This window comes from Cupriavidus sp. TMH.W2 (genome assembly GCF_050847365.1).
GTDB lineage: Bacteria > Pseudomonadota > Gammaproteobacteria > Burkholderiales > Burkholderiaceae > Cupriavidus.
In genome coordinates, this window is the sequence record NZ_CP193792.1 from 3,406,426 (window position 1) to 3,430,097 (window position 23,672).

A 23,672-nucleotide genomic window follows, 5' to 3' on the forward strand; every position below is an offset into this window, starting at 1 on the left:
GATATGAAAGCGCGTCATGACATTCACGCTCCCCGCCCGCCCATCCACGAACAAAATCCGTCGATTCGCCCCATAGGCCTGGTACTGCCCTTCGTGGTGACCTACCTTACGCATGCCAACAAACTTCACCACGAGGTATCCCATGCACCACGCCTTCCCGCCCGACGACCCCAACGCCATGGCCTACTGGCGCGCGCGCCGCATGGTGCGTGCCCTGCGCGGCTGGTACATCCACCTGCTGGTCTACGCTGTCGTCAATGCCTGGCTGTGGTTGCGCTTCTTCTACTTTCCGTCGCCGGTGTGGTCGCATTACTCCACCACGGGCTGGCCGTGGCCGCTGAGCACCACGCTGGGCTGGGGTCTGGCGCTGACGATACACGGGCTGCTGGTCTGGACGCGGCTGTCGCGCCGTGGGCGTGACTGGGAACAGCGCAAGATCCAGGAATTCATGGATCGCCAGTGAATCCCTGAGCCGGCGGCGCACTGCGCCGCCGGCTGCCTTACATCTGCCGGAAGCGGTGCATGTAGGCGCGCGATACCGGCAGTTCGGCATCGCTGTCGCGCATCCTTACAAAGAGCCGTCCCGCCTCATCGCGGCGCGTGCCGGCCACGTATTCCATATTGACGATGGATGAGCGGTGGATCTGCCAGAACACTTCGGGATCCAGGCCGGCGATCAACTCCGCCAGCGGCGTGCGGATCAGGTGTTCGCCATCGCGGGTGTGCACGACCACGTACTTGTCATCGCTCTGGAAGTACATCACCTCCTGGATCGGCACATGGCTGGTGGTATTGCCGCGGCTGGCGCGCACCCAGCGCAGCTGGCCGCCGCTTTCCGCGCGCGGCTGGGCGCGTGTGAGCTGGTTCAGCAGCTGGGCCAGTTCGGGCGGCGGCGTGGCTTCCTGCAACGCCTTGCGCAGCCGTTCGATGGTGCGGCCAAGCCGTTCCTCGCTGACCGGCTTGACCAGGTAGTCGACTGCCGCACGCTCGAACGCATCGAGTGCGAATTCGTCGTAGGCCGTGACGAACACCAGCCGCGTATCGGCTTCAATCCCTTGCGCCACTTCCAGCCCGGACAGGCCGGGCATCTTGATGTCGAGGAAGGCTACGCTCGGCGACAACCGTGCGATGGCGTCGGCGGCTTCGATGCCGTTGGTCGCCTCGGCAACGATCTGCAGCTCCGGCCAGAGGCGTTGCAGCTTGGTGCGCAGATACGCGCGCAGGTGCTCTTCATCGTCGGCAATCAGGGCGGTGGGCGTCATGGGGCGTCTCCGTTTCAGGATGCGCGCGGCAGCGGGATTTCGATCAGCACGGCGGTGCCGGGGGAGCGTTCTTCAATCCGTACATGGGCGTCCCCGTCATACAGCACGGCCAGCCGCTCACGCAGGTTCGAGAGCCCGACGCCGGCGCCAGCCGAGGGGCGGAAACCCATGCCATCGTCCTCGATGGTCGCCAGCATGCGCGGGCCGCGCCACTCCAGCCGGACCTGCAGGCGCCCGCCTTCGATCTTCGGCTCCAGCCCGTGCTTGATCGCATTCTCGACCACGGGCTGCAGCAGCATCGGCGCCAGCGGCATCGGCTCAAGTTCCGGGTCGACATCGACTGAGTAATGCAGCCGGTCACCCATGCGGATGCGGATCAGTGCCAGATAGTCGCGCAGCAGCTTTGCTTCCTGCGCCACCGTGCCTTGCGTGGCGCGGCTGGCCGCAAGCGATGCGCGCAGGTAGGCGATGAAGTGTTCCAGCATCAGTGTGGCCTTCTGCGGCGCGGGCTCGATCAGGCTGACGACGTTGGCCAGGGTGTTGAACAGGAAGTGCGGTTCGATCTGGGCCTGCAGCAAGCGCATGCGGGCCTCCACCAACTGCTTCTCCGTCGACAGCGTGCGCACCTGCTCCTGCGCCATGTACTCGGCAATCTTGCGTTCTTCCCACTGCCGCCCGAGCATGCCGACGCGGCCCCAGGTCATGACGCCGTGCATGGCCAGGCCGATGCCCCAGCCAATGAGCGGCCCGCCGGACCACGGGCGCTGCGGCGATGCCACCAGGTGGAAGCCGATCAGCAAAGCGTTGACCGCCACGTAGAGCATGGCGTGCATGTAGAAGAAGCGCAGCGCGCGCACGCGCCGGCGGGCGTCTTCGTAGGCGCGTTGTTCGGGGGCGGATCGCCAGATGCGGGAGTCGGGGGCGTGCACGGGCGGGTGGCAGCGGGGAGATGGCAGGAGGTTACCATCGCGTTCCGGGTCGTGATACCGCGCTGGCGGGAACCGACGGATTGGCGACGTGAATCGCGGGTAAGCGGGCGCAGACTGCTCGGTTCATCGCGCTGTAGGGTGAAGTCCGATACTGGACGGTCCCCGTCGCCGGCCCGAGATCACATGGACTAACCCTGCGCCGGGCCCTCGACAAGCGCCTGATATGGCACACCAAGACGTTGTCCAAGGGGCCAGACCCCCATGGCGGTCTGGCTCAGTACCAGCTAAGTCTGCCTGCGTAGCCTCCATCCTTGACCAACTAGCGCGAGCTCCCATGAAAGCCTCCACAGAACACGCCCTGGCCAAAGTTCCCGAAGTCACGCTGGGGTTCTGGCTGATCAAGATCGCCGCCACCACGCTCGGCGAAACCGGCGGCGATGCCGTCTCGATGTCCATGAACCTGGGCTATCTGGTCGGCACGGGCATCTTCGCAGCGATCTTCCTGGCCGCCGTGATCGCGCAGATCAGAGCCAGGCGCTTCCATCCCTTCCTGTACTGGACCACGATTATCGCGACCACCACGGTGGGCACGACACTGGCGGACTTTGCCGACCGCTCGCTCGGCATCGGCTACGCCGGCGGCTCGGGCTTGCTGCTAGCAATGCTGCTCGGCTCGCTCCTTGTCTGGCATCGTACCCTTGGCTCCGTGTCGGTGAGCACTGTCAGCTCGCCCACGGCGGAGGCGTTCTATTGGGTAACGATCATGTTCTCCCAGACCTTGGGCACGGCACTCGGCGACTGGACCGCCGATACGGCGGGCCTGGGCTACACCGGCGCAGCCATCGTCTTTGGTGGCCTGCTAGCCTTGATCGTTGCGGCCTACTACTGGACCCGTGTATCCCGTACCCTTCTGTTCTGGGCGGCGTTTATCCTGACCCGCCCGCTGGGTGCCGTGGTCGGCGACTTCCTGGACAAGCCGCTGAACGCCGGAGGTCTGGCGTTGAGCCGCTATTCCGCGTCGGCCGCGCTGTTTGCCTTCATCCTGACCGGTATCCTGCTGTTCAGGCAGCGCGCAGCGCGGACGGCGCATTGAACGACGACGATTGGACGGGGGCGGCATGCGGGTCTTGCTGGTCGAAGACGATCCCATGATTGGTGAAGCGATCCAGGGCGCATTGAAGGATGCGTCTTATGCGGCTGACTGGGTCAGCGACGGCCAGGCCGCCCTTGCGACCCTGGACTGCCAGCACTATGACCTGGTGCTGCTCGACCTTGGCTTGCCAGGCAAGGACGGCCTGGACGTCCTGACCAGCATTCGGGCCAGGGGCAACCCCGTTCCCTTGCTGATCATCACGGCTCGCGACGAACTGGATGACCGTTTGCGCGGCCTGGATGGCGGGGCCGATGATTACGTCCTCAAGCCCTTTGAGATTGCGGAACTGTTCGCGCGGATGCGTGCCGTGCTGCGACGCAAGGGGGGCAGCGCCACGCCTGTGCTCAGCAACGGCGTGGTCTCGCTTGATCCGGCCACGCGGCAGGCCTCGGTGGGCAGTGAGGCCCCCTTACAACTTTCCAATCGTGAGTTTGCGCTCCTGCAGGCCTTGCTGATACGACCGGGGGCCATCCTGTCGCGCAGCGAGCTGGAGGATCGCATCTACGGCTGGGGAGAGGAGGTCGAAAGCAATGCCGTCGAATATCTGATCCACGCGCTGCGACGCAAGCTGGGCAGCGAGGTCATCAAGAACGTCAGGGGGGTGGGATGGATGGTCTCAAAGGGCGGCTGAACGCGTCAGTTCAGATCAAGCTGTCCTTCACCCTGGCGGCCGCGATTGCGGTCGTTGCCATCGTGGCGGGCATCTTCTCCTTCATGTCCGCCTTCGATGAAGCGCACGAACTGCAAGACGATGTCTTGCGCCAGGTCGCGTGGCTGATGCGTGAGCAGCACCTGTCGCCTGCCCCTGCGCCCACCGATACCGGCCTCAAGGAAAGCAACGAGGAATCGCGTGTGATCGTCCAGCGACTGGGCGACGGCAAGGGGTCACAGAAAGGCGTCGATGCCGGCGGACTGTTACCCCTGCCCGAGACGCTGACTGATGGCCTGCACACGCTGGACGTCGATGGCGAAACCTTCCGTGTCCTGGTCAGTACAACCACCGCCGGCGAACGGATTGCAGTCGCACAAGAGTCCGGCTTCCGGGACCAGATTGCGCGCGAAAGCGCCCTCCGTACCGTGACACCCTTCCTGGTCCTGGTGCCGCTCCTGCTGCTGATCGTCGCCGACCTGGTGCGCAAGATGTTCCAGCCGATTGCCGCGCTCTCCAGGGAAATCGACCAGCGTGCCGAGCAGGAGCTGCACCCCATCGACGACCGCCGCCTGCCCTCCGAGGTGCGTCCGTTTGTGGTGGCGATCAACCGCCTGCTCGCCCGCGTTGCGCAGTCGATGGACACCCAGCGCCGTTTTGTCGCGGATGCCGCGCACGAGCTGCGCTCACCACTGACGGCGTTGTCGCTGCAGGCGGAACGACTGGCTGAAGCGGAAATGTCCGGCCCGGCGCGTGAACGATTGACCGTGCTGCGCCAGGGCATTGAACGCGGCAGGAGCCTGCTGGATCAGCTCCTGACCTTGGCCAGGGTGCAATCGCCTGCCGAATCGCCGGCGTCGCCGGTATCCATCCAGGGCATTTACCGCCGTGTTCTGGAGGACCTGATGCCGCTGGCCGAGGCAAAGCATATCGACATCGGCGTCGAGGGAACGCAAGACGCTCGGGTATGGGCGAGTGAGCTGGACATGATCGCCGTGGTCAGGAACCTGGTCGACAACGCCATCCGCTATACCCCGCAGGGTGGCCGCGTGGATCTGTCAGTGAGCTCGGCCGAAGGGTGTACCGTGCTGCGCATCCAGGACACCGGGCCGGGCATCCCCTTGGCCGAACGGGATCGGGTCTTCGACCCCTTCTACCGTACGCTTGGCAGCGCGCAGATCGGTTCGGGGCTGGGGCTTTCCATCGTCAGGACAATTGCGAAGCGCATCGGCGCGGATATTCGGCTGGACTTCTCTGACGAAGGGCATCAGACAGGCTTGAGCGTCGCCGTCCTGATTCCAGTGAAGGGCCAATTCCGGGCGGCTGAATCGCAGGCCGGTTAGATACCCTGGCTTTGCGCCAGGCTCTGCAATCGTGCGTGGCCGGCAAGCAGGGCTTGCGGAGGGGCGGAAAATCCGGCGCCAGCGCCAGCGATCGTGCGCGTGGCCGGCGCCTAGGCGATGGCGGCCCTCTCGGGCCGCTCTGATCCAGGCGCCTGGCCCCGGCTTCGGCTTAGAAGGCAGGAACTGAAGTGGCCGCGTCGCGGTACACCTGGCGGCCTCCGACATAGGTGGCAACGGCATGAAGATTCTGGATGTCCACTTCAGGCACCGTCAGATAGTCTCCCGACAAGACCACGAAGTCAGCCAGCTTGCCCTTCTCGATCGAGCCCTTGGTATCGGTCTCGCCGTTCAGGTCGGCATAGTTGATGGTGAACATGCGCAGCACGTCGTTGCGTCCCACGCGCTCGTCCGGCCCATATACGCCGTCGGTGATCGTGTCGCGGGTAATGAAGTGATACATCCCCCAGAACGGATTGACCGGCATGTTTGCGGAATCGGTGCCGCCTACGAGCTGGAAGCCGTAATCCATGAAGGTCTTCACGGGGGTCACGTGTTCAGCGCGGTCGTGCCCCCAGTACCGCGACAGCACCGGCGCCGCAACGTACAGGTGAGCCTGCACGGACAGCCTGGCGCCCAGGGCGCGCACACGTTCGAGCTGCTCCTTGCGGACCACGAATGCATGCTCGATGGTCCAGCCTTTGACGGCGCCCGGACTGGCCTTGTCAAGACTCTCCCACGCCGCCAGGACCTGGTCCAGTGCCGCATCGCCAACCACGTGCACGGCCACGCGGTACTTGTTGCGGGCCAGTTCGCCGACCACATCCTGGTACGCCTGGCCGGAAACCAGCGGCAGCCCGTAGAACGTCCCGCCCTTGCCGTAGGGCTCGCTGTAAGGCTGGCTCATATAGCCGCCCTCAAACCCGCCATCGACCGAGGTCTTCGCGCCCCAGATGCGCACCCATTCATCACCAGTGCCCGGCGGCAGCTGGGCCGAGCCAATGATCGACTTGATCTGCGCGGCGGTGCTCACCGGCGCCATGGCGTTGAGCAGCAGCTGAAAGCGCAGGCTAAGCTTGCCTTCACCCTGAAGTTGGCGGATGACGGCATAGGCCGACGGCACGTCGGTGCCCGTGAACATGCCCGGCACGCGCACGCTGGTCAGCCCCAGCGCATTGAGCTTGCGCTGCATTTCTTCCAGGGCCGCAGTGTCAAATTTGGGCGGCGGGGGCAGCGTCATCAGCGAGCGCGCGTTATTGATCAGGACACCGGTCAACTGGCCGTTACTGTCCTTCTGGATGATGCCGCCCTCGGGCGACACCGTGCTCTCGGTGATATTCCACTTTGTCAACGCCGCGCTGTTGAGCATGGCCGTCAGGCCGCCGCGGTGCAGCACCAGCGGGTTGTTCGGCGCCGCCGCATCGAGCTCGGCGCGGGTAGGCAGGCGGACCTCTTTCAGTTGGGCCTCATGCCAGTCGGAGTTGCTTTGCAACAGTTCGCCCGGTGCATGGCTGGCGACGGCATCGCGAATTGCAGCCAGCACATCGTCAATCCTGCGCGTGCGCGACAGGTCGATGCCGGGACCGCCGCCAGCACCATGCAGGTGGCCGTCACTGAGGCCAGGGACAATAGTACGCCCGCCCATGTCGACCACACGCGTGGCCGGCCCGATATGCTTGCCCAATGCACTTGCGGATCCAATCGCCAGGAATTTTCCATCCTTGACGGCGAAGCCCTGCTCTACGGTATTGACGGCATCGACGGTCAGGACTTTCGCGTTGGTGTAGACCGTGTCGGCGACAGGCTCGGATGAGCTCCCGCATCCTGCAAGCAGCAGTACGATGGCCACAAGTCCGAGCCAACCCGGCACTCCCCTGCTCCCACTGATTTTCATTCGTTGCTCCCCTGTTTCTTTCTAGTTGGCGTGCGCGATTCCGGCCGCGTCGCTGGCAGCCGGAACAAGGGCTATCCCGAGGGACGGCCCTTCACGAGTTAATTTAGATTACGATTATTTATATTTCAACTAATTTCACGGCGGGGACCTGGGAGGGCCGAGTGTAGAAATTCGCTGCCAGCGGCACCATCCGAAACTGGTCAAGCTGCTCTTGGCCGCTTCGCCGCCTATTACGCGGCACGCTTCAATGAGTTGCCCGGTGACACGCAGAAGCGGCGGATTTAGTTGACCGGATCCCTTGGGATGGAGCGATGGCTCCCATCCGCGTCGGGAGTTGACCGTGCCAAGCGGTCATTTTCTCGCCCACAAAAGCAAAACGGGCTACGCAAGATTGCGTAGCCCGTTTTCATATTCTGGTGCCGGCTGCAGGACTCGAACCCGCCACCTGATGATTACAAATCAACTGCTCTACCTGATGAGCTAAGCCGGCATGTCTGGTGCAGACCGCGATTCTACTGCATTGCGGTCCGCTTTGGGAGCGGCTTACTTCACCACTTTCAGTGCGGGCTTCTTGCCGCCGATGCGGGGCACCGGGGGCGGCGTGTCATCGTCGCCGGGGCCGGTGTCGGCGGTGCTGGCCGAGGTCTCGGCTTCCACCGGGGCCAGCTTGGGCGGCGGGTTGTTCTCGCGCTCGGTGGCTGCCTGGGTTTCCGGCACGCTGCGTTCGACCGGGAAGGCCATGCCCTGCCCGTTTTCGCGGGCGTAGATGGCCAGCACGTTTTCGACGGGGACGTCGATCTTGCGCGAGATGCCGCCGAAGCGTGCGCTGAAGGTGATCCACTCGTTGCCCATGTCCAGGCCGCTGGTGGCGTCGAAGCTGACGTTGAGCACGATCTCGTTGTTCTTGACGAACTCGCGCGGCACGCTGGTGTTGGCGTCGACGAAGACGGCGATGTACGGCGTGAAGCCGTTGTCCGTGCACCATTCATAGATGGCGCGGATCAGGTAGGGCTTGGTGGAGGTTTCAGACATTGTGCTTCCAATGGCGCCGCGATGGCCCGAGGGCGGATGCGCCCGGGCCGGTGCCGCTTAGCGGCGCATCACCTTTTCCGACGGGGTGAGCGCTTCGATGTACGCGGGGCGGCTGAAAATGCGTTCAGCATACTTCAGCAGCGGCGCGGCGTTCTTCGACAGCTCAATGCCGTAGTGGTCCAGGCGCCACAGCAGCGGCGCGATAGCGACGTCGAGCATCGAGAACTCTTCGCCCAGCATGTACTTGTTCTTGACGAAGATCGGCGCGAGCTGCGTCAGGCGGTCGCGGATCGCGGCGCGGGCGCGTTCATGGTTCTTCTCCGCGGCCTTGCCCTTTTCGTTCTCCAGCGTGTAGACGTGGGTGAACAGTTCCTTTTCGAAATTGAACAGGAACAGGCGGGCACGGGCGCGCTGCACCGGGTCGGCCGGCATCAGCTGCGGGTGCGGGAAGCGCTCGTCGATGTATTCGTTGATGATGTTCGACTCATACAGGATGAGGTCGCGCTCGACCAGGATAGGCACCTGGCCGTACGGGTTCATCACCGAAATATCTTCGGGCTTGTTGAACAGGTCGACGTCGCGGATTTCAAAGTCCATGCCCTTTTCAAACAGGACAAGGCGGCAACGTTGGGAGAACGGGCAAGTCGTACCCGAATACAACACCATCATGGTTGGATTCCTTGGGCTTAGCCGAAGCAGGGTCGGACAGTAAGGTCTGACATTCTGCCAAAGTCGGCCACTAGAAAGCAAATTTGTGGCAAATGATGCACTTATAAGGTGACCCTCTGCTCGCTTCCAAGTGAAAAAAGCCAGGAGCGGCGCTGCTTTCGCAGCGGCCACTCCTGGCCTTTGTCCTGTCAGGGCCCGGGTTCGGGCTGCTGGCGAGGCTTACTTCACGTCTTTCCAGTACGCGGCGTTCAGGCGCCAGGCAAAGACGGTGAACACGCCCAGGAACATCAACACCCAGACGCCCAGGCGCTTGCGGTGGTTCTGCGCGGGCTCGGCCATCCAGTCCAGGAAGCCGACCAGGTCAGCCGCGGCCTGGTCGTACTCGACCTTGCTCAGCTTGCCCGGGCTCAGTTGCTCGAAGCCGGCAAACTTGTGCACCTTCTCGCCGTGCTGTTCCACTTCCGTGAACTTGGCGGCGCGCTGGCCCTGCAGTTCCCACAGCACGTGCGGCATGCCGACGCTCGGGAACACCAGGTTATTCCAGCCTGTGGCGCGGCTGTCGTCACGGTAGAACGTGCGCAGGTAGGTGTAAAGCCAGTCGTCGCCGCGGGCGCGGGCGATCACCGACAGGTCCGGCGGCTGCGCACCGAAGAAGGCCTTGGCTTCCTTCGGCTGCATGGCGATGGTCATGGTCTCGCCAACCTTGTCCGCGCTGAACAGCAGGTTCTCGCGGATCTGGTCGTCGGTCAGGCCGATGTCCTTGAGCCGGTTGTAGCGCATCATCGATGCGCCGTGGCAGTTCAGGCAGTAGTTGACGAACAGCTTGGCGCCGCGCTGCAGCGACGACAGGTCTGCAGTGTTTACCGGTGCCGGCTCAAGGGGGTAGCCCCCCTCGGATGCCATGGCGGGCGCGGCGGCAAAGCAGGCGCCGGCCAGCGCGAAGATCGAAAGCAGCTTTTTCATCTTGTGTCCTTGTCCTCTTGTCGGGTTCGCGCTTCGCTCAGTGCGGATGGAACGTGACGCGCTCCGGCACCGGCTTGAACTCGCCGGCACGGCTCCACAGCGGCATGGTCAGGAAGAAGGCGAAGTACAGCAGCGTGCCGAGCTGCGACACCTTTTCACCAACCGGCGACGGCGGTTGCACGCCGAGGTAGCCGAGGACCAGGAACACCACCACGAAGACGATCAGGATGGTCTTGTGGAAGGCGGGACGATAGCGGATGGACTTCACCGGCGAGCAATCGAGCCACGGCATGAAGAACAGGATCACGACCGAGCCGCCCATCACCAGCACGCCCCAGAACTTGGCGTCGATGAAGTAGAAGCCCACGGCCAGGATCACGGCGATGGCCACGGCGCCAGCCTTGATGCGGGCATCCTTGCTGCGCAGGAACACCATGCCGAGCACCAGCGCGAAGAACACCCACAGGATCGGCAGGAAATTCGACGTGGTGGCGCGCAGCATCGAGTAGAACGGCGTGAAGTACCAGACCGGCGCGATATGCGGCGGGGTCTTCAGCGGATCAGCCGGGAAGAAGTTGTTGGCTTCCAGGAAATAGCCGCCCACTTCCGGGAAGAAGAAGATCACGGCCGAGAAGATCATCAGGAAGCCGGCCACGCCCAGCGTGTCGTGCACCGAGTAGTACGGATGGAAGGGAATGCCATCCAGGGGCACGCCGTTCTCGTCCTTCTTGGCCTTGATCTCGACGCCGTCCGGGTTGTTCGAGCCCACTTCGTGCAGCGCGATGATGTGGGCAACGACCAGGCCCAGCAGCACCAGCGGCACGGCGATGACGTGGAACGAGAAGAAGCGGTTCAGCGTGGCATCGCTCACCACGTAGTCACCGCGGATGAACAGCGACAGGTCCTGGCCGATCACGGGAATGGCCGAGAACAGGTTCACGATCACCTGGGCGCCCCAGTACGACATCTGGCCCCATGGCAGCAGGTAGCCCATGAAGGCTTCGGCCATCAGGCACAGGAAGATCAGGCAGCCGAAGATCCAGACCAGCTCGCGCGGCTTGCGGTATGAACCGTACAGCAGGCCCCGGAACATATGCAGGTAGACCACGACGAAGAAGGCCGAGGCGCCGGTCGAGTGCATGTAGCGCACCAGCCAGCCCCAGGGGACTTCGCGCATGATGTATTCCACGCTGGCGAAGGCCACGGGAATGCCGGCGGCGTTCAGCGTGCCGTCCGGCTTGTAGTTCATCACCAGGAAGATGCCGGTAACGATCTGGATCACCAGCACCAGCAGCGCCAGCGAACCAAAGAAGTACCAGAAATTGAAGTTCTTCGGGGCGTAGTACTTGGAGAGATGGTCTTCCCACAGTTGGGTTGCGGGGAAGCGGGCGTCGATCCAGCCCAGCAGGCCGGTCGTCTTGACTTGTTTTTCGGCCGCCATGATCAAGCTTCTCCTTTCTCGTCCTTGCCGATCACGATCTTGGTATCGGTCAGGAACTGGTATGGGGGTACGTCGAGATTTTGCGGAGCCGGCTTGTTCTTGAAGACGCGGCCGGCCAGGTCGAAGGTCGAGCCATGGCAGGGGCAGAGGAAACCGGGATCGGTGCCGAGCTGGGGATTGGCGCCGGAAGCGAAGGGGCCGGAAGGCGAGCAGCCAAGGTGGGAACAGATGCCCACCACGACCAGGAGATCCTTGTGGTCTGCACGGGAACGGGTTTCGTTCTTGCAGTACTCAGGGGTTTTCATCGTGAATGGCACGTCGGAATTCGGGTCGGCCACTTCGCCGTCCGTCTTCTTCAGCGAGGCGAGCATTTCCTCGGTCCGCTTCAGAATCCAGACCGGCTTGCCGCGCCATTCGACGGTCATCATCTCGCCCGGTTTCAGCGCGCCGATATCCGCTTCGACCGGGGCACCCGCGGCTTTGGCCTTCTCCGATGGTGCAAAAGTACTGACGAAAGGAACCGCTACCGCTACGCCTCCGACGCCGCCAGCGACGGATGTCGCGATCAACCAATTGCGGCGACCTTTATCCACGCTCTTCACGTCTTGCTGGTCACTCATTCCAAACCCCAGGGGAAGTCAATTTAGATTTTGCGTCAACCATAAAGTGTACCTTAGACACCTGCGCACTAGATAGGCAGAAAATGCCACGGCTATGCGCGATTATCGGACATGCAACCCGGAAAGCGGCCTGCGTGCTTGCTTTCCGCAGAGTCATGCGGCAGGCTTCGAGCTTGAAACCGTTCATCGCTAGCCACAAGAAGGAGAACCCCCCATGGGCATGATCTCGGAATTCAGAACCTTCGCCATGCGTGGCAACGTAGTCGACCTCGCGGTCGGCGTGATCATTGGCGCTGCGTTTGGGAAAATCGTGGATTCAGTGGTGAATGATCTGATCATGCCAGTGATTGGCCGTATCGTCGGCAAGCTGGATTTTTCCAATATGTTCATCTTGCTGGCCGATCCCCCGCCCGGCACGCCTTCAACGCTCGATGCCTTGAAGAAGGCCGGCGTTCCCGTATTTGCCTATGGCAATTTCCTGACTATCGTTGTCAACTTCCTGATTCTTGCGTTCATCATCTTCCTGATGGTGCGCGCCTTTAACAGAATGCGCGCCAAGGAACCGGCAGCGCCGCCGGCCGCCCCGCCCGAGGAAGTGGTGCTGCTGCGTGAGATCCGCGACAGCCTGAAGACGCGCTGATCCGATCCCGAAAGATAAAACGGCCCCGATGGGGCCGTTTTGTTTTGCGTCAGATCAGACAGGATTTGGAATATCAATAAAGGTATGACGCAGGCCAAAGCGTTCGGCCACATGCTCACCCAGTGAGCGGATGCCGTAGCGTTCGGTGGCGTGGTGTCCTGCGGCGAGATACGCGACGCCGCTCTCGCGCGCCAGATGCGTGGTCTGCTCCGAGACTTCGCCGCTGAGGTAGGCATCGACACCAGCGGCAATCGCGGCATCGAAATAGCCCTGCGCCCCGCCCGTGCACCAGCCCACGGTGCGGATCATCTGGTCAGGCTCGCCGATGGCCAGCGGTTCGCGACCAAGCACGCCACCGACGTGCGCAGCCAGCGCAGAGAGCGGCATCGGCGCGGGCAGCGTGCCGGTCCAGCCAAGCTGGTCGTCGCTGAAGCGGCCAGTGGGGGTAAAGCCGAGCTGCAGGCCAAGCTGGGCGTTGTTGCCGAACTCCGGGTGGTTGTCCAGCGGCAGGTGGTAGGCAAACAGATTGACGTCGGCACCGAGCAGGCGCTTCAAGCGCGCGTACTTCTGCCCGACCACGCGTGCATCTTCGTTTTTCCAGAAGTAGCCGTGATGGACGAGGATGGCGTCGGCGCCCGCCTCGATCGCCGCGTCGACCAGCGCCAGGCTTGCCGTCACACCGGTCACCACGTGTGTGACTTCAGCGCGACCTTGCACTTGCAGCCCGTTGGGACAATAGTCCTTGTAGCGGGGAACTTCCAACAGGTCGTTCAAGTACAATTCAAGCTCTTTTGTTTTCATTTTCTGCTCAAACTCCAATATGTTGCGGCGCTTTTGGCTGTTCTTTGCCCAGGCTGTCACCGTCGTGCTGGCGGTCTGGTTCGTCGTGGCAACGCTCAAGCCTGAATGGCTGCAGAGGGGGCGCGTCGCGGTCCAGTCCGGTTCGCCCATCGTGGCGCTCAAGGAAGTTGTGCCCAACGTGTCCGGTCCCGCGGCCGAAGGGTCTTACAGTCAAGCCGCCCAGCAGGCCATGCCGGCGGTGGTCAACATCTTTACGAGCAAGAACGGCAACAAGCGCTCGCCCAACCCGCAGGCCGAGGATCCGTGGTTCCGCTTCTTCTTTGGCGACCGCCTGCCTGAGCGGCAAGAGCCGGTCTCCAGCCTGGGGTCCGGCGTCATTGTCAGCTCCGAGGGTTACATTCTAACCAACCACCACGTGGTCGACGGTGCCGACGAGATCGAGATCGCGCTGACCGACGGCCGCAAGGCCAACGCCAAGGTGGTGGGCTCGGACCCGGAAACCGACCTGGCCGTGCTCAAGGTGACGCTCAAGGACCTGCCCGCGATCACCCTGGGCCGGCTCGAGAATGTGAAGGTCGGCGACGTGGTGCTGGCCATCGGCAACCCGTTCGGCGTCGGCCAGACCGTGACGATGGGCATCGTCTCGGCGCTTGGCCGCAGCCACCTGGGCATCAACACCTTCGAGAACTTCATCCAGACCGATGCGGCCATCAACCCTGGCAACTCGGGCGGCGCACTGGTGGATGCACAGGGCAACCTGCTGGGCATCAATACGGCGATCTACTCGCGCTCGGGCGGCTCGCTGGGGATCGGCTTTGCGATTCCGGTGTCGACCGCCAAGCAGGTGATGGAATCGATCATCTCCACCGGCAGTGTGACGCGCGGCTGGATCGGGGTCGAGCCGCAGGACATGACGCCGGAGATCGCCGAGTCCTTCGGGCTCGATGCCAAGGAAGGCGCACTGATCGCCGCCGTGGTCCAGGGCGGGCCGGCCGACAAGGCAGGCGTGAAGCCCGGCGATGTGCTGACCAAGGTGGATGGCTCGTCGATCACGGACACGACTGCGCTGCTCAATGCGATTGCCCAGCTCAAGCCGGGCGTGGGCATCAAGATGACCGTGATCCGCCGCGGCAAGCCGACGGACCTGACGGTGACGATCGGCAAACGGCCTCCGCCGCCGCGCCGCGCGCTGCCGCTCGAAGAGGAAGAGTAACGCCGGCGCGTTGCCAGGCCGATGCGAAAACCTGCCAAACATGGCGGGTTTTTTATGGCCTGATGTAGTGGCTGGCATCCGGATGCCGGGCGCCTCAGTCACGCAAGATGACGGGCCGCGCTATGGCGATGGCAACGGCCTACACTTCGGCGAAGATCGTTTCACCCGTGCCAATCTCCCCGTCCACGCCCGGCGCGCCAGTCGCAGTGTTTCGGCATGGGTTCGCATTTTGCGGTACGTGAAGGCGAGGTGGTTTTCGACGCTGCGCAAGCAGGTGTTTCATCGGCTGTCGGCCCTGGCATCGCGCCCGTGCACGCCGAAGTCCACATTTGCGGCGAAAGCAACTTCCGGAATCAGCCAGCCGTTCCCTCCATACCCCGGTCGCACAAAAGAAAACGCCGGCATCCTTGCGGATGCCGGCGTTTTTCAAGCCAATCTGATGCGAGCTGGCGCTCGCGTCAGCTTAGAACTTGTGACGGATACCAACCACGGCGCCGAACTGGTTGTCCGAAGCGTTGGTCTTGCCGAAGCCGTCCACGCCCAGATTCGAATTTTCCTTGTTCTTGGCGTAGCTCATCGACAGGTAAGCGTCGGTACGCTTCGAGAGAGCGTAGTCAGCCGTTGCGACGAAGGTCCACGGATCGGCGCCCGAACCACGGAAGTCTTGGTAATAAGCCGCGCCGGTCAGCGAGAACGCGGGGGTCATTTGGTAGCCCAGACCCAGCCAGTACAGGTTCGACGAGTTCTTGTTGCCAGCGATCACGCCCGGGATCACGCCGCCCACATCGTAACCCTTAGCCCAGCGGTAGCCAGCGAATGCCTTGGCCGGACCGAAGGCATACGAACCTGCCACCGAAGCGCGGCGGGTCTTGGCGTCCGGCGTAGCCAGAATGCCCAGGTTGGTTTCGTCGTAGACGGCACCGATAGCGAACGGGCCACCAGCGTAGGTCAGGCTCAGGCTGTATTCACGACCGATCTTTGCCGAACCCGGAACTTCACCAGCGTTACCTTGGAAAGCGCTTGCTGCGCCACCAGTGTTCGAGCCGAAGCTGTACAGGGCGTTGGCGGTCAGGCCACCGAACGTACCGACATATTTGATCGAGTTGTCAGCACGGCTAGCGAAGGCTGCGTCCTGCGAGGTGATCGAGTACTTCGACGCAATGGCCATCGGATCGAACTGCAGACCGAATTCATAGAACGGGGTCTGTTGACGACCCAGGGTCAGTTGACCCCACTGGCTGCTCACGCCGACGTATGCTTGACGGCCGAACAGGCGGCTGTCTTGACCCATCTTGCCGTCGTCAACGCTGAAACCGCTTTCCAGCACGAAGACGCCCTTCAGGCCGCCGCCCAGGTCTTCAACGCCACGCAGGCCCCAACGGCTGCCCGACTGGTTGCCCGACGTCATGCGGGTCACAGTGTGATCACCACCAGGCTGGTTGTTTTGGAATTCGATACCAGCGTCAACAACGCCGTACAGGGTTACGCTCGACTGGGCATAAGCGCCACCAGCGGCCAGAGCGGCGACGGCAGCAGCAAACAGTTTCATCTTCATATCGACACTTTCCTTGTCAACTGATTGGGAAATCTTGGTTGCCCAAGTGCTTGGGCGACGCATTTACGTTCACGTCTGCTGCGTATTATGGGCCAGCCCCCCCGGCCGTCAGAAGGCTTTTTCGGCGTAAACCATGCTTACTGGCGGTTTTTGTTGTCGGGGAGCAACAGGAATACCCCAAAAAATCCCCATTTTGGTGCAAAAACAGGGGTTAGCTGGACAGGAAAGACCTACCTCAGCGGGTTTAATCGGGCTGGGTTTCCCCTGAAGCGGCCACGTCAGGTGCCGGGCGGCCGACAAAGCGCGCCATGATCAGCCCGAGTTCGTAAAGCGCCACCAGCGGCACGGCCAGCAGCAGCTGCGACAGCACATCGGGCGGCGTCACGACGGCCGCGATGATGAAGGCGCCCACGATCACATAGGGGCGGATCTGCTTGAGCTTGTCCAGTTCCACCACGCCGAAGCGCACCAGCACGATGACCACCACCGGCACCTCGAAGGTGATGCCGAAGGCCAGGAACATGGTCATGGCAAAGCTGAGGTACTTGTCGATGTCGGTCGACATGTCCGCCCCCAGCGGCGCGTTGTAGTGCGCCATGAAGTGGAAGACGGTCGGGAACACCAGGAAATACGCAAACGCCACCCCGCACAGGAACAGGACGTAGCTGCTCGATACCAGCGGCAGGATCAGGCGCTTCTCATGCTGGTACAGGCCGGGCGCGACAAACTGCCAGACCTGGTACAGCACCCACGGCAGCGCGACCAGGAAGGCCACCAGCAAGGTGACCTTCATCGGCACGAAGAACGAGCCGGTCACGTCGGTCACGATCATCCTGCCGCCCTTGGGCAGCGACGCCATCAGCGGCGCGGCAAACAGGTTGAAGATGAGCGGCGCCCAGTAGACCAGGCCGACGAACACCAGGATGATGCCGGCCACCGCCTTGACCAGGCGTTGGCGCAGTTCGATCAGGTGGGAAATAAAGGTTTCCTGCTGCGACTCGTCTTGCGGGTCTTGGGGATCTGTGGACCGGGTGTCGCTCATGGCGTGAACCGCTCAGCCGCGGGGGCTGGCAAGGTGGATCGGTGAAGCCGCAATGCGGCGGCGCGCGAGTGCGGCAAGGACTGCGACCACGACGGCAGCGGCCGGAACGACGGCCGGCAAGGTGTTGCCGCAGAACATGCTCACTCGAAGAAGGATCGGGCCGGCCGCGTGGCCGGACGGTGGCGCTTGACGCGCGCCGCCCCCGACTGCACCCAGACGCGGACATTGTGCTGGCGCTTGAACCAGAGCGGGCGGGCACCCTGCTTGACGCGCCAGCTCTTGCGCCCGTTGTGCGCCTTGTGGGCCGCGTCCCAGCTGGGCACGAAGCCGCCGCTTGCGCCAGTGCCGCTGCCGGTTGCCTCGGCACCGCCCAGCGCTTCGTTCAGCGCCTGGGTCTGCTCGCTGACTTCCTTGTGGATGGTGCGCTCGACATCGCGCGCGGCGTCCTCGAATTCCGTGCGCATCTTGCGCAGTTCTTCCAGTTCCACTTCGCGGCTGACTTCGGCCTTGACGTCGTTGATGTAGCGCTGCGCCCGGCCCACCAGCGCGCCGACCGTGCGCGCGACCTTGGGCAGACGTTCGGGACCGATCACGATCAGTGCCACGGCGCCGATCAGCGCCAGCTTGGAAATGCCGAGATCAATCATGCGGACACATCATGCGGACAACATGCCAAAAAAGCGCAGGCGCGGGACGACACGCAGGCAGCGAGGTTTGCGTTGGGAGGGCACACCGCCGGATCACTGCTGGCGGGACTTTTCCTTGGCGTCGACGTCGATGGTGGTGGAGTCGCGCAGTTCCTTCGACTGGGCCGGCTGGGCCGCCTTGTCCTCGCCCTCTTTCATGCCGTCCTTGAAGCCCTTGACCGCGCCGCCCAGGTCCTGGCCGATATTGCGCAGCTTCTTGGTGCCGAACACGAGCATGACGATCACCAGCACGATCAGCCAGTGCCAAATGCTAAACGAACCCATTTCTTGCTCCTGATGAAGCCGCGGGCGCACTCATATATATGCCCGGACCCGTTGTTCCGTCCCGTTATGGCCGCGCCGGGCGACGGTTGCCGGCGCAGCTTCTGCCCGGGCGTTGCCGCCACGGGCGCTCCCATGCCAAGGCTGCCCCGGTCAGGGCAGCGGTCCCTTCCACGCATGGCGCGGTCCACCGAGCACATGGAGATGCAGGTGGTAGACCTCCTGTCCACCGTCCGGACCAGTGTTGATCACCGTCCGGAAACCGTTGGAACAGCCTGCCGCGCGCGCCAGTTCAGGCACCTTCAGCATCATTCTAGCAAGCACCTCCCCTTCGCCGGCGCCGCAATCGGCCAGCGAGTCGACATGCGACCGGGGAATGACCAGCAAGTGTACCGGGGCCTTGGGATGGATATCGTGGAAAGCCACCATGTCGGCGTCTTCATAGACTTTGCGCGACGGTAGCTGGCCGGCCACGATCTTGCAGAAGATGCAATTATCCTGAGTGTTCATGAAGTTTTCATTGCGACTGCCGCGGCACCCGGCATCAACTTCGCGCGCCCGGCCTGCCCCGCATCAGAACTGTTGATCCGGGTACATCGGCTTGCTGTCATTCAGGTACAGCCAGCCCTTGACGATACGATACAGCATCCATAGCGACAGCACGCCCCAGACGGCAAACGCCAGCGGCATCAGCACGACTGTCGCAAACAGCACCCCGCCCAGCACGCCCCAGACCACCGACCACCAGAACGAGCGGATCTGCCAGGTGAAGTGCGAGGCATACAGCGAGCCGCGTGCGTCGTCGCGCTTGACGTAGTCGATCACGATGGCGATCAGCGCGGTGATGCCGCCGGTGAGCCAGAAGATCGCATACAGGGCATACAGGATGTGCAGCAGTTTGCGCAGGCTGCTCAGCTGTTCGCCGCTGGGAGTGGTGAGTTGCGCGGTGTAGTCGTTCGCCATATTCGCCCTTGGTTGGATGCCTGTCTTGCGGCAGGCGGAAGACCGCCCGGCGCCTGGGCCAATTAGTCCTTGCGCCGGGCCTTTTCCTCGAGGCCGGACAGCCCTTCGCGCCGCGCCAGTTCATTGACCACGTCAGCCGGCGTCAGGCCGAAGTTGGCCAGCAACACCATGCTGTGGAACCACAGGTCGGCGACTTCATAGACCACCTTGCCGGCCTCGGCGCCGGTCTGCCCGGCGGCGCGCGCGTCCTTGGCGGCCATCACGGTCTCGGTGGCCTCCTCGCCGATCTTCTTCAGGATGGCGTCGTCGCCCTTGCTGAACAGGCGCGCCACATAGGACTTGTCGGGGTCGCCGCCGTTGGCGGGCTTGCGCGATTCCAGCACTTCGGCCAGGCGCGCCAGGACATCGTTGCTGCTGAGTGAGGTGTCGCTCATGGCTTGGTGTAGATCTGGGCAGGGTCCTTCAGCACCGGCTCGACTGTCTGCCAGTCGCCGGATTCCACGTCGCCCTCGAACTTCTGGAAGAAGCAGGAATGGCGCCCGGTATGGCAGGCAATGCTGTCCACCTGCGTCACCTTCAGCAGCACCACGTCTTCGTCGCAGTCCAGGCGCAGCTCGTGCACCTTCTGCACGTGGCCCGACTCTTCGCCCTTGTGCCACAGGCGCTTGCGCGAGCGCGACCAGAACACGGCCTCGCCCAGCTCCACGGTGCGCTGCAGCGCCTCGCGGTTCATGAACGCGAACATCAGCACGTCGTTCGAGCCGACTTCCTGCACGATCACCGGCACCAGGCCGTTATCGTCCCACTTGACCTTGTTGAGCCACTTCTTTGCCATGATCAGATCCGCACGGGAATGCCCTCGCGGGCCATGAATGCCTTGGCTTCGCCCACGGTATGTTGCCCGTAGTGGAAGATGCTGGCGGCCAGTACCGCATCGGCGCGGCCCTGGGTGATGCCGTCGGCCAGGTCCTGCAGGCCGCCGACGCCGCCCGAGGCGATCACCGGCACCGGCACCGCGTCGCTGACCGCGCGGGTCAGCTCCAGGTCGAAGCCGCTCTTGGTGCCGTCGCGGTCCATGCTGGTCAGCAGGATCTCGCCGGCGCCGCGCGTCGCCATCTCGCGCGCCCATTCGACGGCATCGAGCCCGGTCGCCTTGCGCCCGCCGTGGGTGAAGACCTCCCAGCGCGGCGCTTCGCCCGGGGCGGAACAGCGCTTGGCGTCGATCGCCACCACGATGCACTGCGAGCCATAGCGGGCTGTGGCATCCGAGACCAGCTGCGGATTGGCGATGGCGGACGAGTTGACGCTGATCTTGTCGGCGCCGGCATTGAGCAGGCGCCGCACGTCTTCGACCGTGCGCACGCCGCCGCCCACCGTCAGCGGGATAAAGACCTGCGAGGCGACGTCCTCGATGATGTGGAGCATCAGGTCACGCCCGTCGCTGGTCGCGGTGATGTCCAGAAATGTGATTTCATCGGCACCCTGCTCATCGTAGCGGCGCGCAATTTCCACGGGATCGCCCGCGTCGCGCAGCTCGACAAAGTTGACGCCCTTGACCACCCGCCCGTTGGTCACGTCCAGGCAGGGAATGATACGTTTGGCTAGCATGAGATTCCTTGTCCGCCACCGCTGCCGTGCGGGCAGCGGCCAGGCGGCTGCGCCCCGCGGCGCCGTTGCCTTATTGCCCGTCGCGCAGCTTGTCCGCCAGCGCCTGCGCGGCGGCAAAATTGAGGTCGCCGGAGTAGATCGCGCGGCCGCAGATGACGCCTTCGACACCTTCGCCCTCAACCGCGCACAGGTTGTCGATATCGGCGAGGTTGGACAACCCGCCGCTGGCGATCACCGGAATCGACATCGACTGCGCCAGCTTGACGGTGGCGTCGATATTGATCCCCTGCAGCATGCCGTCGCGGCCGATGTCGGTGTAGATGATGGCCTCGACGCCGTAGTCTTCATACTTGCGCGCCAGGTCCGCCACCTCGTGGCCGGTCAGCTTGCTCCAGCCGTCGGTGGCCACCTTGCCGTCCCTGGCATCCAGGCCGACGATGATATGGCCGCCGAAGGCCGAGCAGGCGTCCTTCAGGAAGCCGGGGTTCTTCACCGCGGCGGTGCCGATGATGACGTACGACAGGCCGTCGTCCAGCCAGCGTTCGATGGTGTTCAGGTCGCGGATGCCGCCCCCCAGCTGCACCGGGATCTCGTCGCCGACCTCGGCGATGATGGCCTTGATGGCCTCCTCGTTGCGGGGCTTGCCCACGAACGCGCCGTTCAGGTCCACCAGGTGCAGGCGGCGGGCGCCCTGCTCCACCCAGTGGCGTGCCATGGCGGCGGGATCTTCGGAAAAGACGGTGGCCTGGTCCATGTCGCCTTGTTTGAGGCGTACACACTGACCGTCCTTCAGGTCGATGGCCGGAATGAGCAACATATGCGTGACGAGCGTGGTTGAGTGATAGAGATTGAGCGAGACCGGCGCGTGCCGGTCAGGTCGGGTCGATAGTCGATCGGAAACGGGTCAAGTGACGGGTCGGTAGCGGTCGATCATCGGTAAAAAAGCGAATCGCGTATCGGCAAGCCGGCGCTTCAGGGATTCCAGTGGACGAAGTTCCGGTACAGCTGCAGGCCCAGGGCCGCGCTTTTCTCGGGGTGGAACTGCGTCGCGAAAATATTATCGCGCGCTACGGCGCTGGTAAACACGACTCCGTATTCCGTTTCGCCGGCGACATGGGCCGGATCCTGCGCCTGCACATAGTAGCTGTGGACGAAATAGAACCAGCTGTCGTCCGGGATACCGTCCCACAGCGGATGCGGCCGGGCCTGGCGCACCCGGTTCCAGCCCATCTGCGGCACCTTGTAGCGCGAGCCGTCGGGCTGCGTCATGCCGTCCAGGGCAAAGCGCACCACCTGGCCGGGCATCAGGCCCAGCGCCGGCGTGCGGTCCGAGCCCGCGCGGCTTTCGGTGCTGAACTCGAACAGCATCTGCTCGCCCACGCACACGCCCAGCATCGGCTTGCTGGCGGCGGCCTGGCACACCGCCTCCTGCAGCCCGGACGCGCCCAGCGCCGACATGCAGTCGGGCATCGCGCCCTGGCCGGGCAGCACCACGCGGTCCGCCGAGCGGATGCCTTCGGGAGCATCCACCACCCGGACGTCCGCTTCCGGCGCCGCGGCACGCAGCGCCTGCGCCACCGAGCGCAGGTTGCCCATGCCGTAATCCACAATTGCTATGGTAGTCATGATTTCAAAACAGGCAACAATGTCTTCAGCCCGTCCACAATGAATTCCACGGCCAGCGCCGACAGGATCAGCCCCATCAGGCGCGTGCCGATATTGATGCCGGTGCGCCCGATCACCCGCGCGATCGGGTCGGCCGCGCGGAATACCAGGTACACCACCGAGCCCAGCAGCACGCCGATGCCGACCAGGATCAGCAACTGGTACCAGTGCTGGGTCTTGCCCGCATAGACGATCACCGTACTGATCGAGCCCGGCCCGGTCAGCAGCGGCAGCGCCAGCGGCACCACCGCGATGCTCGAGCGCGCCTCGGCCTCGTCCTCTTCTTCCGGCGTGGCCTTGGTGCGGCTGGTCTGCGCGTTCAGCATGTTCATGGCCATCATGATCATGATGAGCCCGCCGCCCACCTGCAGCGAGGCCACCGAGATATTGAAGAACTCGATGATCTGCTGCCCCAGCAACGCCGACACCGCCACCACGATCGCCACAGAAATCGACGCAATCTTGATGGTATGCCGCTTTTCCGCTTCGGTCTGCTGCGTCGTCAGGCTGATGAAGAACGGGATCGCCCCGATCGGGTTGATCAGCGCCAGCAGCGAGATAAACGACTTGAGCGTATCCATTGGTTGCGGGTCGCCAGCGTCGCTGGCCAGGTTCAGACTTGGAAGGTCAGCGGGCGCCGCAACCAGCCGGCACGCCTACCGTGGTGTCAAGGTCAGAGCGTACCCTTGGTCGACGGGATCGTGTTGGCCGCGCGCGGATCCAGCTCCACCGCCATGCGCAGTGCCCGGCCAAAGGCCTTGAACACGGTCTCGCACTGATGATGGGCATTGATGCCGCGCAGGTTGTCGATATGCAGGGTCACGCCCGCATGGTTGACGAAGCCGCGGAAGAACTCGATGGTCAGGTCCACATCGAAGCTGCCCACGCGCGCACGCGTGAACGGCACGTGGAACTCCAGGCCGGGGCGGCCGGAGAAATCGATCACCACGCGCGACAGGCATTCATCCAGCGGCACGTAGCTGTGGCCGTAGCGGGTGATGCCCTTCTTGTCGCCGATGGCCTTCGCCACGGCCTGGCCGAGCGTGATGCCCACGTCTTCCACCGTATGGTGGTCGTCGATATGCGTGTCGCCGGTGGCTTCGACCTCCAGGTCGAACATGCCATGCCGGGCGATCTGGTCCAGCATGTGGTCAAGGAACGGCACGCCGGACGCCAGTTTCTGGCGGCCGCTGCCGTCGAGATTCAGGGAAACGCGAATTTGCGTTTCCGAAGTATTGCGGGTGACCTCTGCAACACGCATGGTG

At 63.5% G+C, this 23,672-nt stretch carries 28 protein-coding genes and 1 tRNA gene; 6 read left to right on the forward strand and 23 right to left on the reverse strand.

Annotation, left to right across the window (positions count from 1 at the left end; translation table 11 throughout):
- Positions 1-142 precede the first annotated feature (142 nt).
- Positions 143-463 (forward strand): 2TM domain-containing protein, encoded by a 321-nt coding sequence (locus tag ACREYQ_RS15600; RefSeq protein WP_432258461.1) that lies wholly within the window; start codon positions 143-145, stop codon positions 461-463.
- A gap of 37 nt (positions 464-500) precedes the next feature.
- Here the strand turns inward: ACREYQ_RS15600 and ACREYQ_RS15605 are convergent, their stop codons facing one another.
- Both ACREYQ_RS15605 and ACREYQ_RS15610 read right to left on the reverse strand, forming a co-directional pair.
- On the reverse strand, positions 501-1,262 hold the full coding sequence (locus tag ACREYQ_RS15605; protein WP_432258462.1) for a LytR/AlgR family response regulator transcription factor: 762 nt from the start codon (positions 1,260-1,262) through the stop codon (positions 501-503).
- A gap of 14 nt (positions 1,263-1,276) precedes the next feature.
- Positions 1,277-2,191: a sensor histidine kinase gene (locus ACREYQ_RS15610; protein ID WP_432258463.1), complete on the reverse strand. Its 915-nt coding sequence runs from the start codon at positions 2,189-2,191 to the stop codon at positions 1,277-1,279.
- Positions 2,192-2,525: 334 nt separating this feature from the next.
- Between ACREYQ_RS15610 and ACREYQ_RS15615 the strand changes: the two genes are divergently transcribed.
- The 3 genes from ACREYQ_RS15615 to ACREYQ_RS15625 are packed head-to-tail and all read left to right on the forward strand — an operon-like array spanning position 2,526 to position 5,336.
- Positions 2,526-3,284, forward strand: a complete 759-nt coding sequence (locus ACREYQ_RS15615) for a COG4705 family protein (RefSeq protein ID WP_432258464.1) — start codon at positions 2,526-2,528, stop codon at positions 3,282-3,284.
- A 25-nt stretch (positions 3,285-3,309) separates the two neighbouring features.
- Positions 3,310-3,975 carry a response regulator gene (locus ACREYQ_RS15620; RefSeq protein WP_432258465.1) on the forward strand — a complete coding sequence of 222 codons (666 nt, stop codon included), beginning with the start codon at positions 3,310-3,312 and terminating at the stop codon, positions 3,973-3,975.
- On the forward strand, positions 3,951-5,336 hold the full coding sequence (locus ACREYQ_RS15625) for an ATP-binding protein (protein ID WP_432258466.1): 1,386 nt from the start codon (positions 3,951-3,953) through the stop codon (positions 5,334-5,336). The genes ACREYQ_RS15620 and ACREYQ_RS15625 overlap by 25 nt, the downstream gene beginning before the upstream one ends.
- A gap of 169 nt (positions 5,337-5,505) precedes the next feature.
- Here the strand turns inward: ACREYQ_RS15625 and ACREYQ_RS15630 are convergent, their stop codons facing one another.
- The 7 genes from ACREYQ_RS15630 to petA form a co-directional block, all read right to left on the reverse strand.
- Entirely contained in the window at positions 5,506-7,182 is a 1,677-nt protein-coding gene (locus ACREYQ_RS15630; protein ID WP_432258467.1) for an amidohydrolase, read from the reverse strand.
- Between the two features lie 459 nt (positions 7,183-7,641).
- A tRNA-Thr gene (locus ACREYQ_RS15635) sits at positions 7,642-7,717 on the reverse strand.
- A gap of 53 nt (positions 7,718-7,770) precedes the next feature.
- Positions 7,771-8,259 (reverse strand): ClpXP protease specificity-enhancing factor, encoded by a 489-nt coding sequence (locus ACREYQ_RS15640; protein ID WP_432258468.1) that lies wholly within the window; start codon positions 8,257-8,259, stop codon positions 7,771-7,773.
- Positions 8,260-8,316: 57 nt separating this feature from the next.
- Positions 8,317-8,928, reverse strand: a complete 612-nt coding sequence (locus tag ACREYQ_RS15645) for a glutathione S-transferase N-terminal domain-containing protein (RefSeq protein WP_010812311.1) — start codon at positions 8,926-8,928, stop codon at positions 8,317-8,319.
- A 219-nt stretch (positions 8,929-9,147) separates the two neighbouring features.
- A complete protein-coding gene (locus ACREYQ_RS15650; RefSeq protein ID WP_432258469.1) occupies positions 9,148-9,891 on the reverse strand; it encodes a cytochrome c1 in 744 nt (247 codons plus the stop codon).
- A 37-nt stretch (positions 9,892-9,928) separates the two neighbouring features.
- On the reverse strand, positions 9,929-11,332 hold the full coding sequence (locus ACREYQ_RS15655; RefSeq protein WP_432258470.1) for a cytochrome b: 1,404 nt from the start codon (positions 11,330-11,332) through the stop codon (positions 9,929-9,931).
- Between the two features lie 2 nt (positions 11,333-11,334).
- Positions 11,335-11,952 carry a ubiquinol-cytochrome c reductase iron-sulfur subunit gene (gene petA, locus ACREYQ_RS15660; RefSeq protein WP_115212791.1) on the reverse strand — a complete coding sequence of 206 codons (618 nt, stop codon included), beginning with the start codon at positions 11,950-11,952 and terminating at the stop codon, positions 11,335-11,337.
- 214 nt (positions 11,953-12,166) lie between these two features.
- Between petA and mscL the strand changes: the two genes are divergently transcribed.
- Positions 12,167-12,592 carry a large conductance mechanosensitive channel protein MscL gene (gene mscL / locus ACREYQ_RS15665; protein WP_115212790.1) on the forward strand — a complete coding sequence of 142 codons (426 nt, stop codon included), beginning with the start codon at positions 12,167-12,169 and terminating at the stop codon, positions 12,590-12,592.
- A 54-nt stretch (positions 12,593-12,646) separates the two neighbouring features.
- Here mscL and ACREYQ_RS15670 read toward each other — a convergent pair whose 3' ends face one another.
- Entirely contained in the window at positions 12,647-13,393 is a 747-nt protein-coding gene (locus ACREYQ_RS15670) for a Nif3-like dinuclear metal center hexameric protein (RefSeq protein ID WP_432260430.1), read from the reverse strand.
- A gap of 19 nt (positions 13,394-13,412) precedes the next feature.
- Between ACREYQ_RS15670 and ACREYQ_RS15675 the strand changes: the two genes are divergently transcribed.
- Positions 13,413-14,606, forward strand: a complete 1,194-nt coding sequence (locus ACREYQ_RS15675; RefSeq protein ID WP_432258471.1) for a Do family serine endopeptidase — start codon at positions 13,413-13,415, stop codon at positions 14,604-14,606.
- Positions 14,607-15,069: 463 nt separating this feature from the next.
- Here the strand turns inward: ACREYQ_RS15675 and ACREYQ_RS15680 are convergent, their stop codons facing one another.
- The 13 genes from ACREYQ_RS15680 to hisB form a co-directional block, all read right to left on the reverse strand.
- Positions 15,070-16,161, reverse strand: coding sequence for a porin (locus ACREYQ_RS15680; RefSeq protein ID WP_432258472.1), 1,092 nt, complete (start codon positions 16,159-16,161; stop codon positions 15,070-15,072).
- Positions 16,162-16,405: 244 nt separating this feature from the next.
- The gene (tatC, locus tag ACREYQ_RS15685) at positions 16,406-17,203 is read right to left on the reverse strand and encodes a twin-arginine translocase subunit TatC (protein WP_432258473.1); all 798 of its coding nucleotides are present in this window, start codon (positions 17,201-17,203) and stop codon (positions 16,406-16,408) included.
- 140 nt (positions 17,204-17,343) lie between these two features.
- On the reverse strand, positions 17,344-17,850 hold the full coding sequence (tatB, locus tag ACREYQ_RS15690) for a Sec-independent protein translocase protein TatB (RefSeq protein ID WP_432258474.1): 507 nt from the start codon (positions 17,848-17,850) through the stop codon (positions 17,344-17,346).
- Between the two features lie 93 nt (positions 17,851-17,943).
- Positions 17,944-18,174 (reverse strand): Sec-independent protein translocase subunit TatA, encoded by a 231-nt coding sequence (tatA, locus tag ACREYQ_RS15695; protein WP_115212784.1) that lies wholly within the window; start codon positions 18,172-18,174, stop codon positions 17,944-17,946.
- 150 nt (positions 18,175-18,324) lie between these two features.
- Positions 18,325-18,681, reverse strand: coding sequence for a histidine triad nucleotide-binding protein (locus ACREYQ_RS15700; protein ID WP_432258475.1), 357 nt, complete (start codon positions 18,679-18,681; stop codon positions 18,325-18,327).
- A 63-nt stretch (positions 18,682-18,744) separates the two neighbouring features.
- Positions 18,745-19,134: a DUF4870 family protein gene (locus ACREYQ_RS15705; protein WP_432258476.1), complete on the reverse strand. Its 390-nt coding sequence runs from the start codon at positions 19,132-19,134 to the stop codon at positions 18,745-18,747.
- A gap of 62 nt (positions 19,135-19,196) precedes the next feature.
- Positions 19,197-19,568, reverse strand: coding sequence for a phosphoribosyl-ATP diphosphatase (locus ACREYQ_RS15710; RefSeq protein ID WP_432258477.1), 372 nt, complete (start codon positions 19,566-19,568; stop codon positions 19,197-19,199).
- Complete coding sequence (gene hisI, locus ACREYQ_RS15715) at positions 19,565-19,969, reverse strand: phosphoribosyl-AMP cyclohydrolase (RefSeq protein WP_432258478.1); 405 nt, start codon at positions 19,967-19,969, stop codon at positions 19,565-19,567. Before hisI ends, ACREYQ_RS15710 begins: the two co-directional genes overlap by 4 nt.
- A 2-nt stretch (positions 19,970-19,971) precedes the next feature.
- Positions 19,972-20,742, reverse strand: coding sequence for an imidazole glycerol phosphate synthase subunit HisF (gene hisF, locus ACREYQ_RS15720; RefSeq protein ID WP_432258479.1), 771 nt, complete (start codon positions 20,740-20,742; stop codon positions 19,972-19,974).
- A gap of 70 nt (positions 20,743-20,812) precedes the next feature.
- Entirely contained in the window at positions 20,813-21,559 is a 747-nt protein-coding gene (hisA, locus tag ACREYQ_RS15725; RefSeq protein ID WP_010812327.1) for a 1-(5-phosphoribosyl)-5-[(5-phosphoribosylamino)methylideneamino]imidazole-4-carboxamide isomerase, read from the reverse strand.
- Positions 21,560-21,714: 155 nt separating this feature from the next.
- Complete coding sequence (gene hisH / locus ACREYQ_RS15730; protein ID WP_432258480.1) at positions 21,715-22,368, reverse strand: imidazole glycerol phosphate synthase subunit HisH; 654 nt, start codon at positions 22,366-22,368, stop codon at positions 21,715-21,717.
- Complete coding sequence (locus ACREYQ_RS15735; protein WP_115660975.1) at positions 22,365-22,988, reverse strand: YchE family NAAT transporter; 624 nt, start codon at positions 22,986-22,988, stop codon at positions 22,365-22,367. Before ACREYQ_RS15735 ends, hisH begins: the two co-directional genes overlap by 4 nt.
- 92 nt (positions 22,989-23,080) lie before the next feature.
- On the reverse strand, positions 23,081-23,668 hold the full coding sequence (hisB, locus tag ACREYQ_RS15740; protein ID WP_013958203.1) for an imidazoleglycerol-phosphate dehydratase HisB: 588 nt from the start codon (positions 23,666-23,668) through the stop codon (positions 23,081-23,083).
- Positions 23,669-23,672: the final 4 nt, after the last annotated feature.

What these genes read in the sequence shown, in the direction of transcription:
- ACREYQ_RS15680 (WP_432258472.1), bottom strand. Translation starts at nt 16,161, where the DNA reads ATGAAGATGAAACTGTTTGCTGCTGCCGTCGCCGCTCTGGCCGCTGGT.
- mscL (WP_115212790.1), top strand. Translation starts at nt 12,167, where the DNA reads ATGGGCATGATCTCGGAATTCAGAACCTTCGCCATGCGTGGCAACGTA.
- tatB (WP_432258474.1), bottom strand. Translation starts at nt 17,850, where the DNA reads ATGATTGATCTCGGCATTTCCAAGCTGGCGCTGATCGGCGCCGTGGCA.
- tatA (WP_115212784.1), bottom strand. Translation starts at nt 18,174, where the DNA reads ATGGGTTCGTTTAGCATTTGGCACTGGCTGATCGTGCTGGTGATCGTC.
- ACREYQ_RS15620 (WP_432258465.1), top strand. Translation starts at nt 3,310, where the DNA reads ATGCGGGTCTTGCTGGTCGAAGACGATCCCATGATTGGTGAAGCGATC.
- petA (WP_115212791.1), bottom strand. Translation starts at nt 11,952, where the DNA reads ATGAGTGACCAGCAAGACGTGAAGAGCGTGGATAAAGGTCGCCGCAAT.
- ACREYQ_RS15670 (WP_432260430.1), bottom strand. Translation starts at nt 13,393, where the DNA reads ATGAAAACAAAAGAGCTTGAATTGTACTTGAACGACCTGTTGGAAGTT.
- hisB (WP_013958203.1), bottom strand. Translation starts at nt 23,668, where the DNA reads ATGCGTGTTGCAGAGGTCACCCGCAATACTTCGGAAACGCAAATTCGC.
- ACREYQ_RS15675 (WP_432258471.1), top strand. Translation starts at nt 13,413, where the DNA reads ATGTTGCGGCGCTTTTGGCTGTTCTTTGCCCAGGCTGTCACCGTCGTG.
- hisF (WP_432258479.1), bottom strand. Translation starts at nt 20,742, where the DNA reads ATGCTAGCCAAACGTATCATTCCCTGCCTGGACGTGACCAACGGGCGG.
- ACREYQ_RS15710 (WP_432258477.1), bottom strand. Translation starts at nt 19,568, where the DNA reads ATGAGCGACACCTCACTCAGCAGCAACGATGTCCTGGCGCGCCTGGCC.
- hisI (WP_432258478.1), bottom strand. Translation starts at nt 19,969, where the DNA reads ATGGCAAAGAAGTGGCTCAACAAGGTCAAGTGGGACGATAACGGCCTG.
- ACREYQ_RS15615 (WP_432258464.1), top strand. Translation starts at nt 2,526, where the DNA reads ATGAAAGCCTCCACAGAACACGCCCTGGCCAAAGTTCCCGAAGTCACG.
- ACREYQ_RS15605 (WP_432258462.1), bottom strand. Translation starts at nt 1,262, where the DNA reads ATGACGCCCACCGCCCTGATTGCCGACGATGAAGAGCACCTGCGCGCG.
- ACREYQ_RS15735 (WP_115660975.1), bottom strand. Translation starts at nt 22,988, where the DNA reads ATGGATACGCTCAAGTCGTTTATCTCGCTGCTGGCGCTGATCAACCCG.
- ACREYQ_RS15655 (WP_432258470.1), bottom strand. Translation starts at nt 11,332, where the DNA reads ATGGCGGCCGAAAAACAAGTCAAGACGACCGGCCTGCTGGGCTGGATC.
- tatC (WP_432258473.1), bottom strand. Translation starts at nt 17,203, where the DNA reads ATGAGCGACACCCGGTCCACAGATCCCCAAGACCCGCAAGACGAGTCG.
- ACREYQ_RS15705 (WP_432258476.1), bottom strand. Translation starts at nt 19,134, where the DNA reads ATGGCGAACGACTACACCGCGCAACTCACCACTCCCAGCGGCGAACAG.
- ACREYQ_RS15650 (WP_432258469.1), bottom strand. Translation starts at nt 9,891, where the DNA reads ATGAAAAAGCTGCTTTCGATCTTCGCGCTGGCCGGCGCCTGCTTTGCC.
- ACREYQ_RS15700 (WP_432258475.1), bottom strand. Translation starts at nt 18,681, where the DNA reads ATGAACACTCAGGATAATTGCATCTTCTGCAAGATCGTGGCCGGCCAG.
- ACREYQ_RS15600 (WP_432258461.1), top strand. Translation starts at nt 143, where the DNA reads ATGCACCACGCCTTCCCGCCCGACGACCCCAACGCCATGGCCTACTGG.
- hisA (WP_010812327.1), bottom strand. Translation starts at nt 21,559, where the DNA reads ATGTTGCTCATTCCGGCCATCGACCTGAAGGACGGTCAGTGTGTACGC.
- ACREYQ_RS15640 (WP_432258468.1), bottom strand. Translation starts at nt 8,259, where the DNA reads ATGTCTGAAACCTCCACCAAGCCCTACCTGATCCGCGCCATCTATGAA.
- hisH (WP_432258480.1), bottom strand. Translation starts at nt 22,368, where the DNA reads ATGACTACCATAGCAATTGTGGATTACGGCATGGGCAACCTGCGCTCG.
- ACREYQ_RS15625 (WP_432258466.1), top strand. Translation starts at nt 3,951, where the DNA reads ATGGATGGTCTCAAAGGGCGGCTGAACGCGTCAGTTCAGATCAAGCTG.
- ACREYQ_RS15645 (WP_010812311.1), bottom strand. Translation starts at nt 8,928, where the DNA reads ATGATGGTGTTGTATTCGGGTACGACTTGCCCGTTCTCCCAACGTTGC.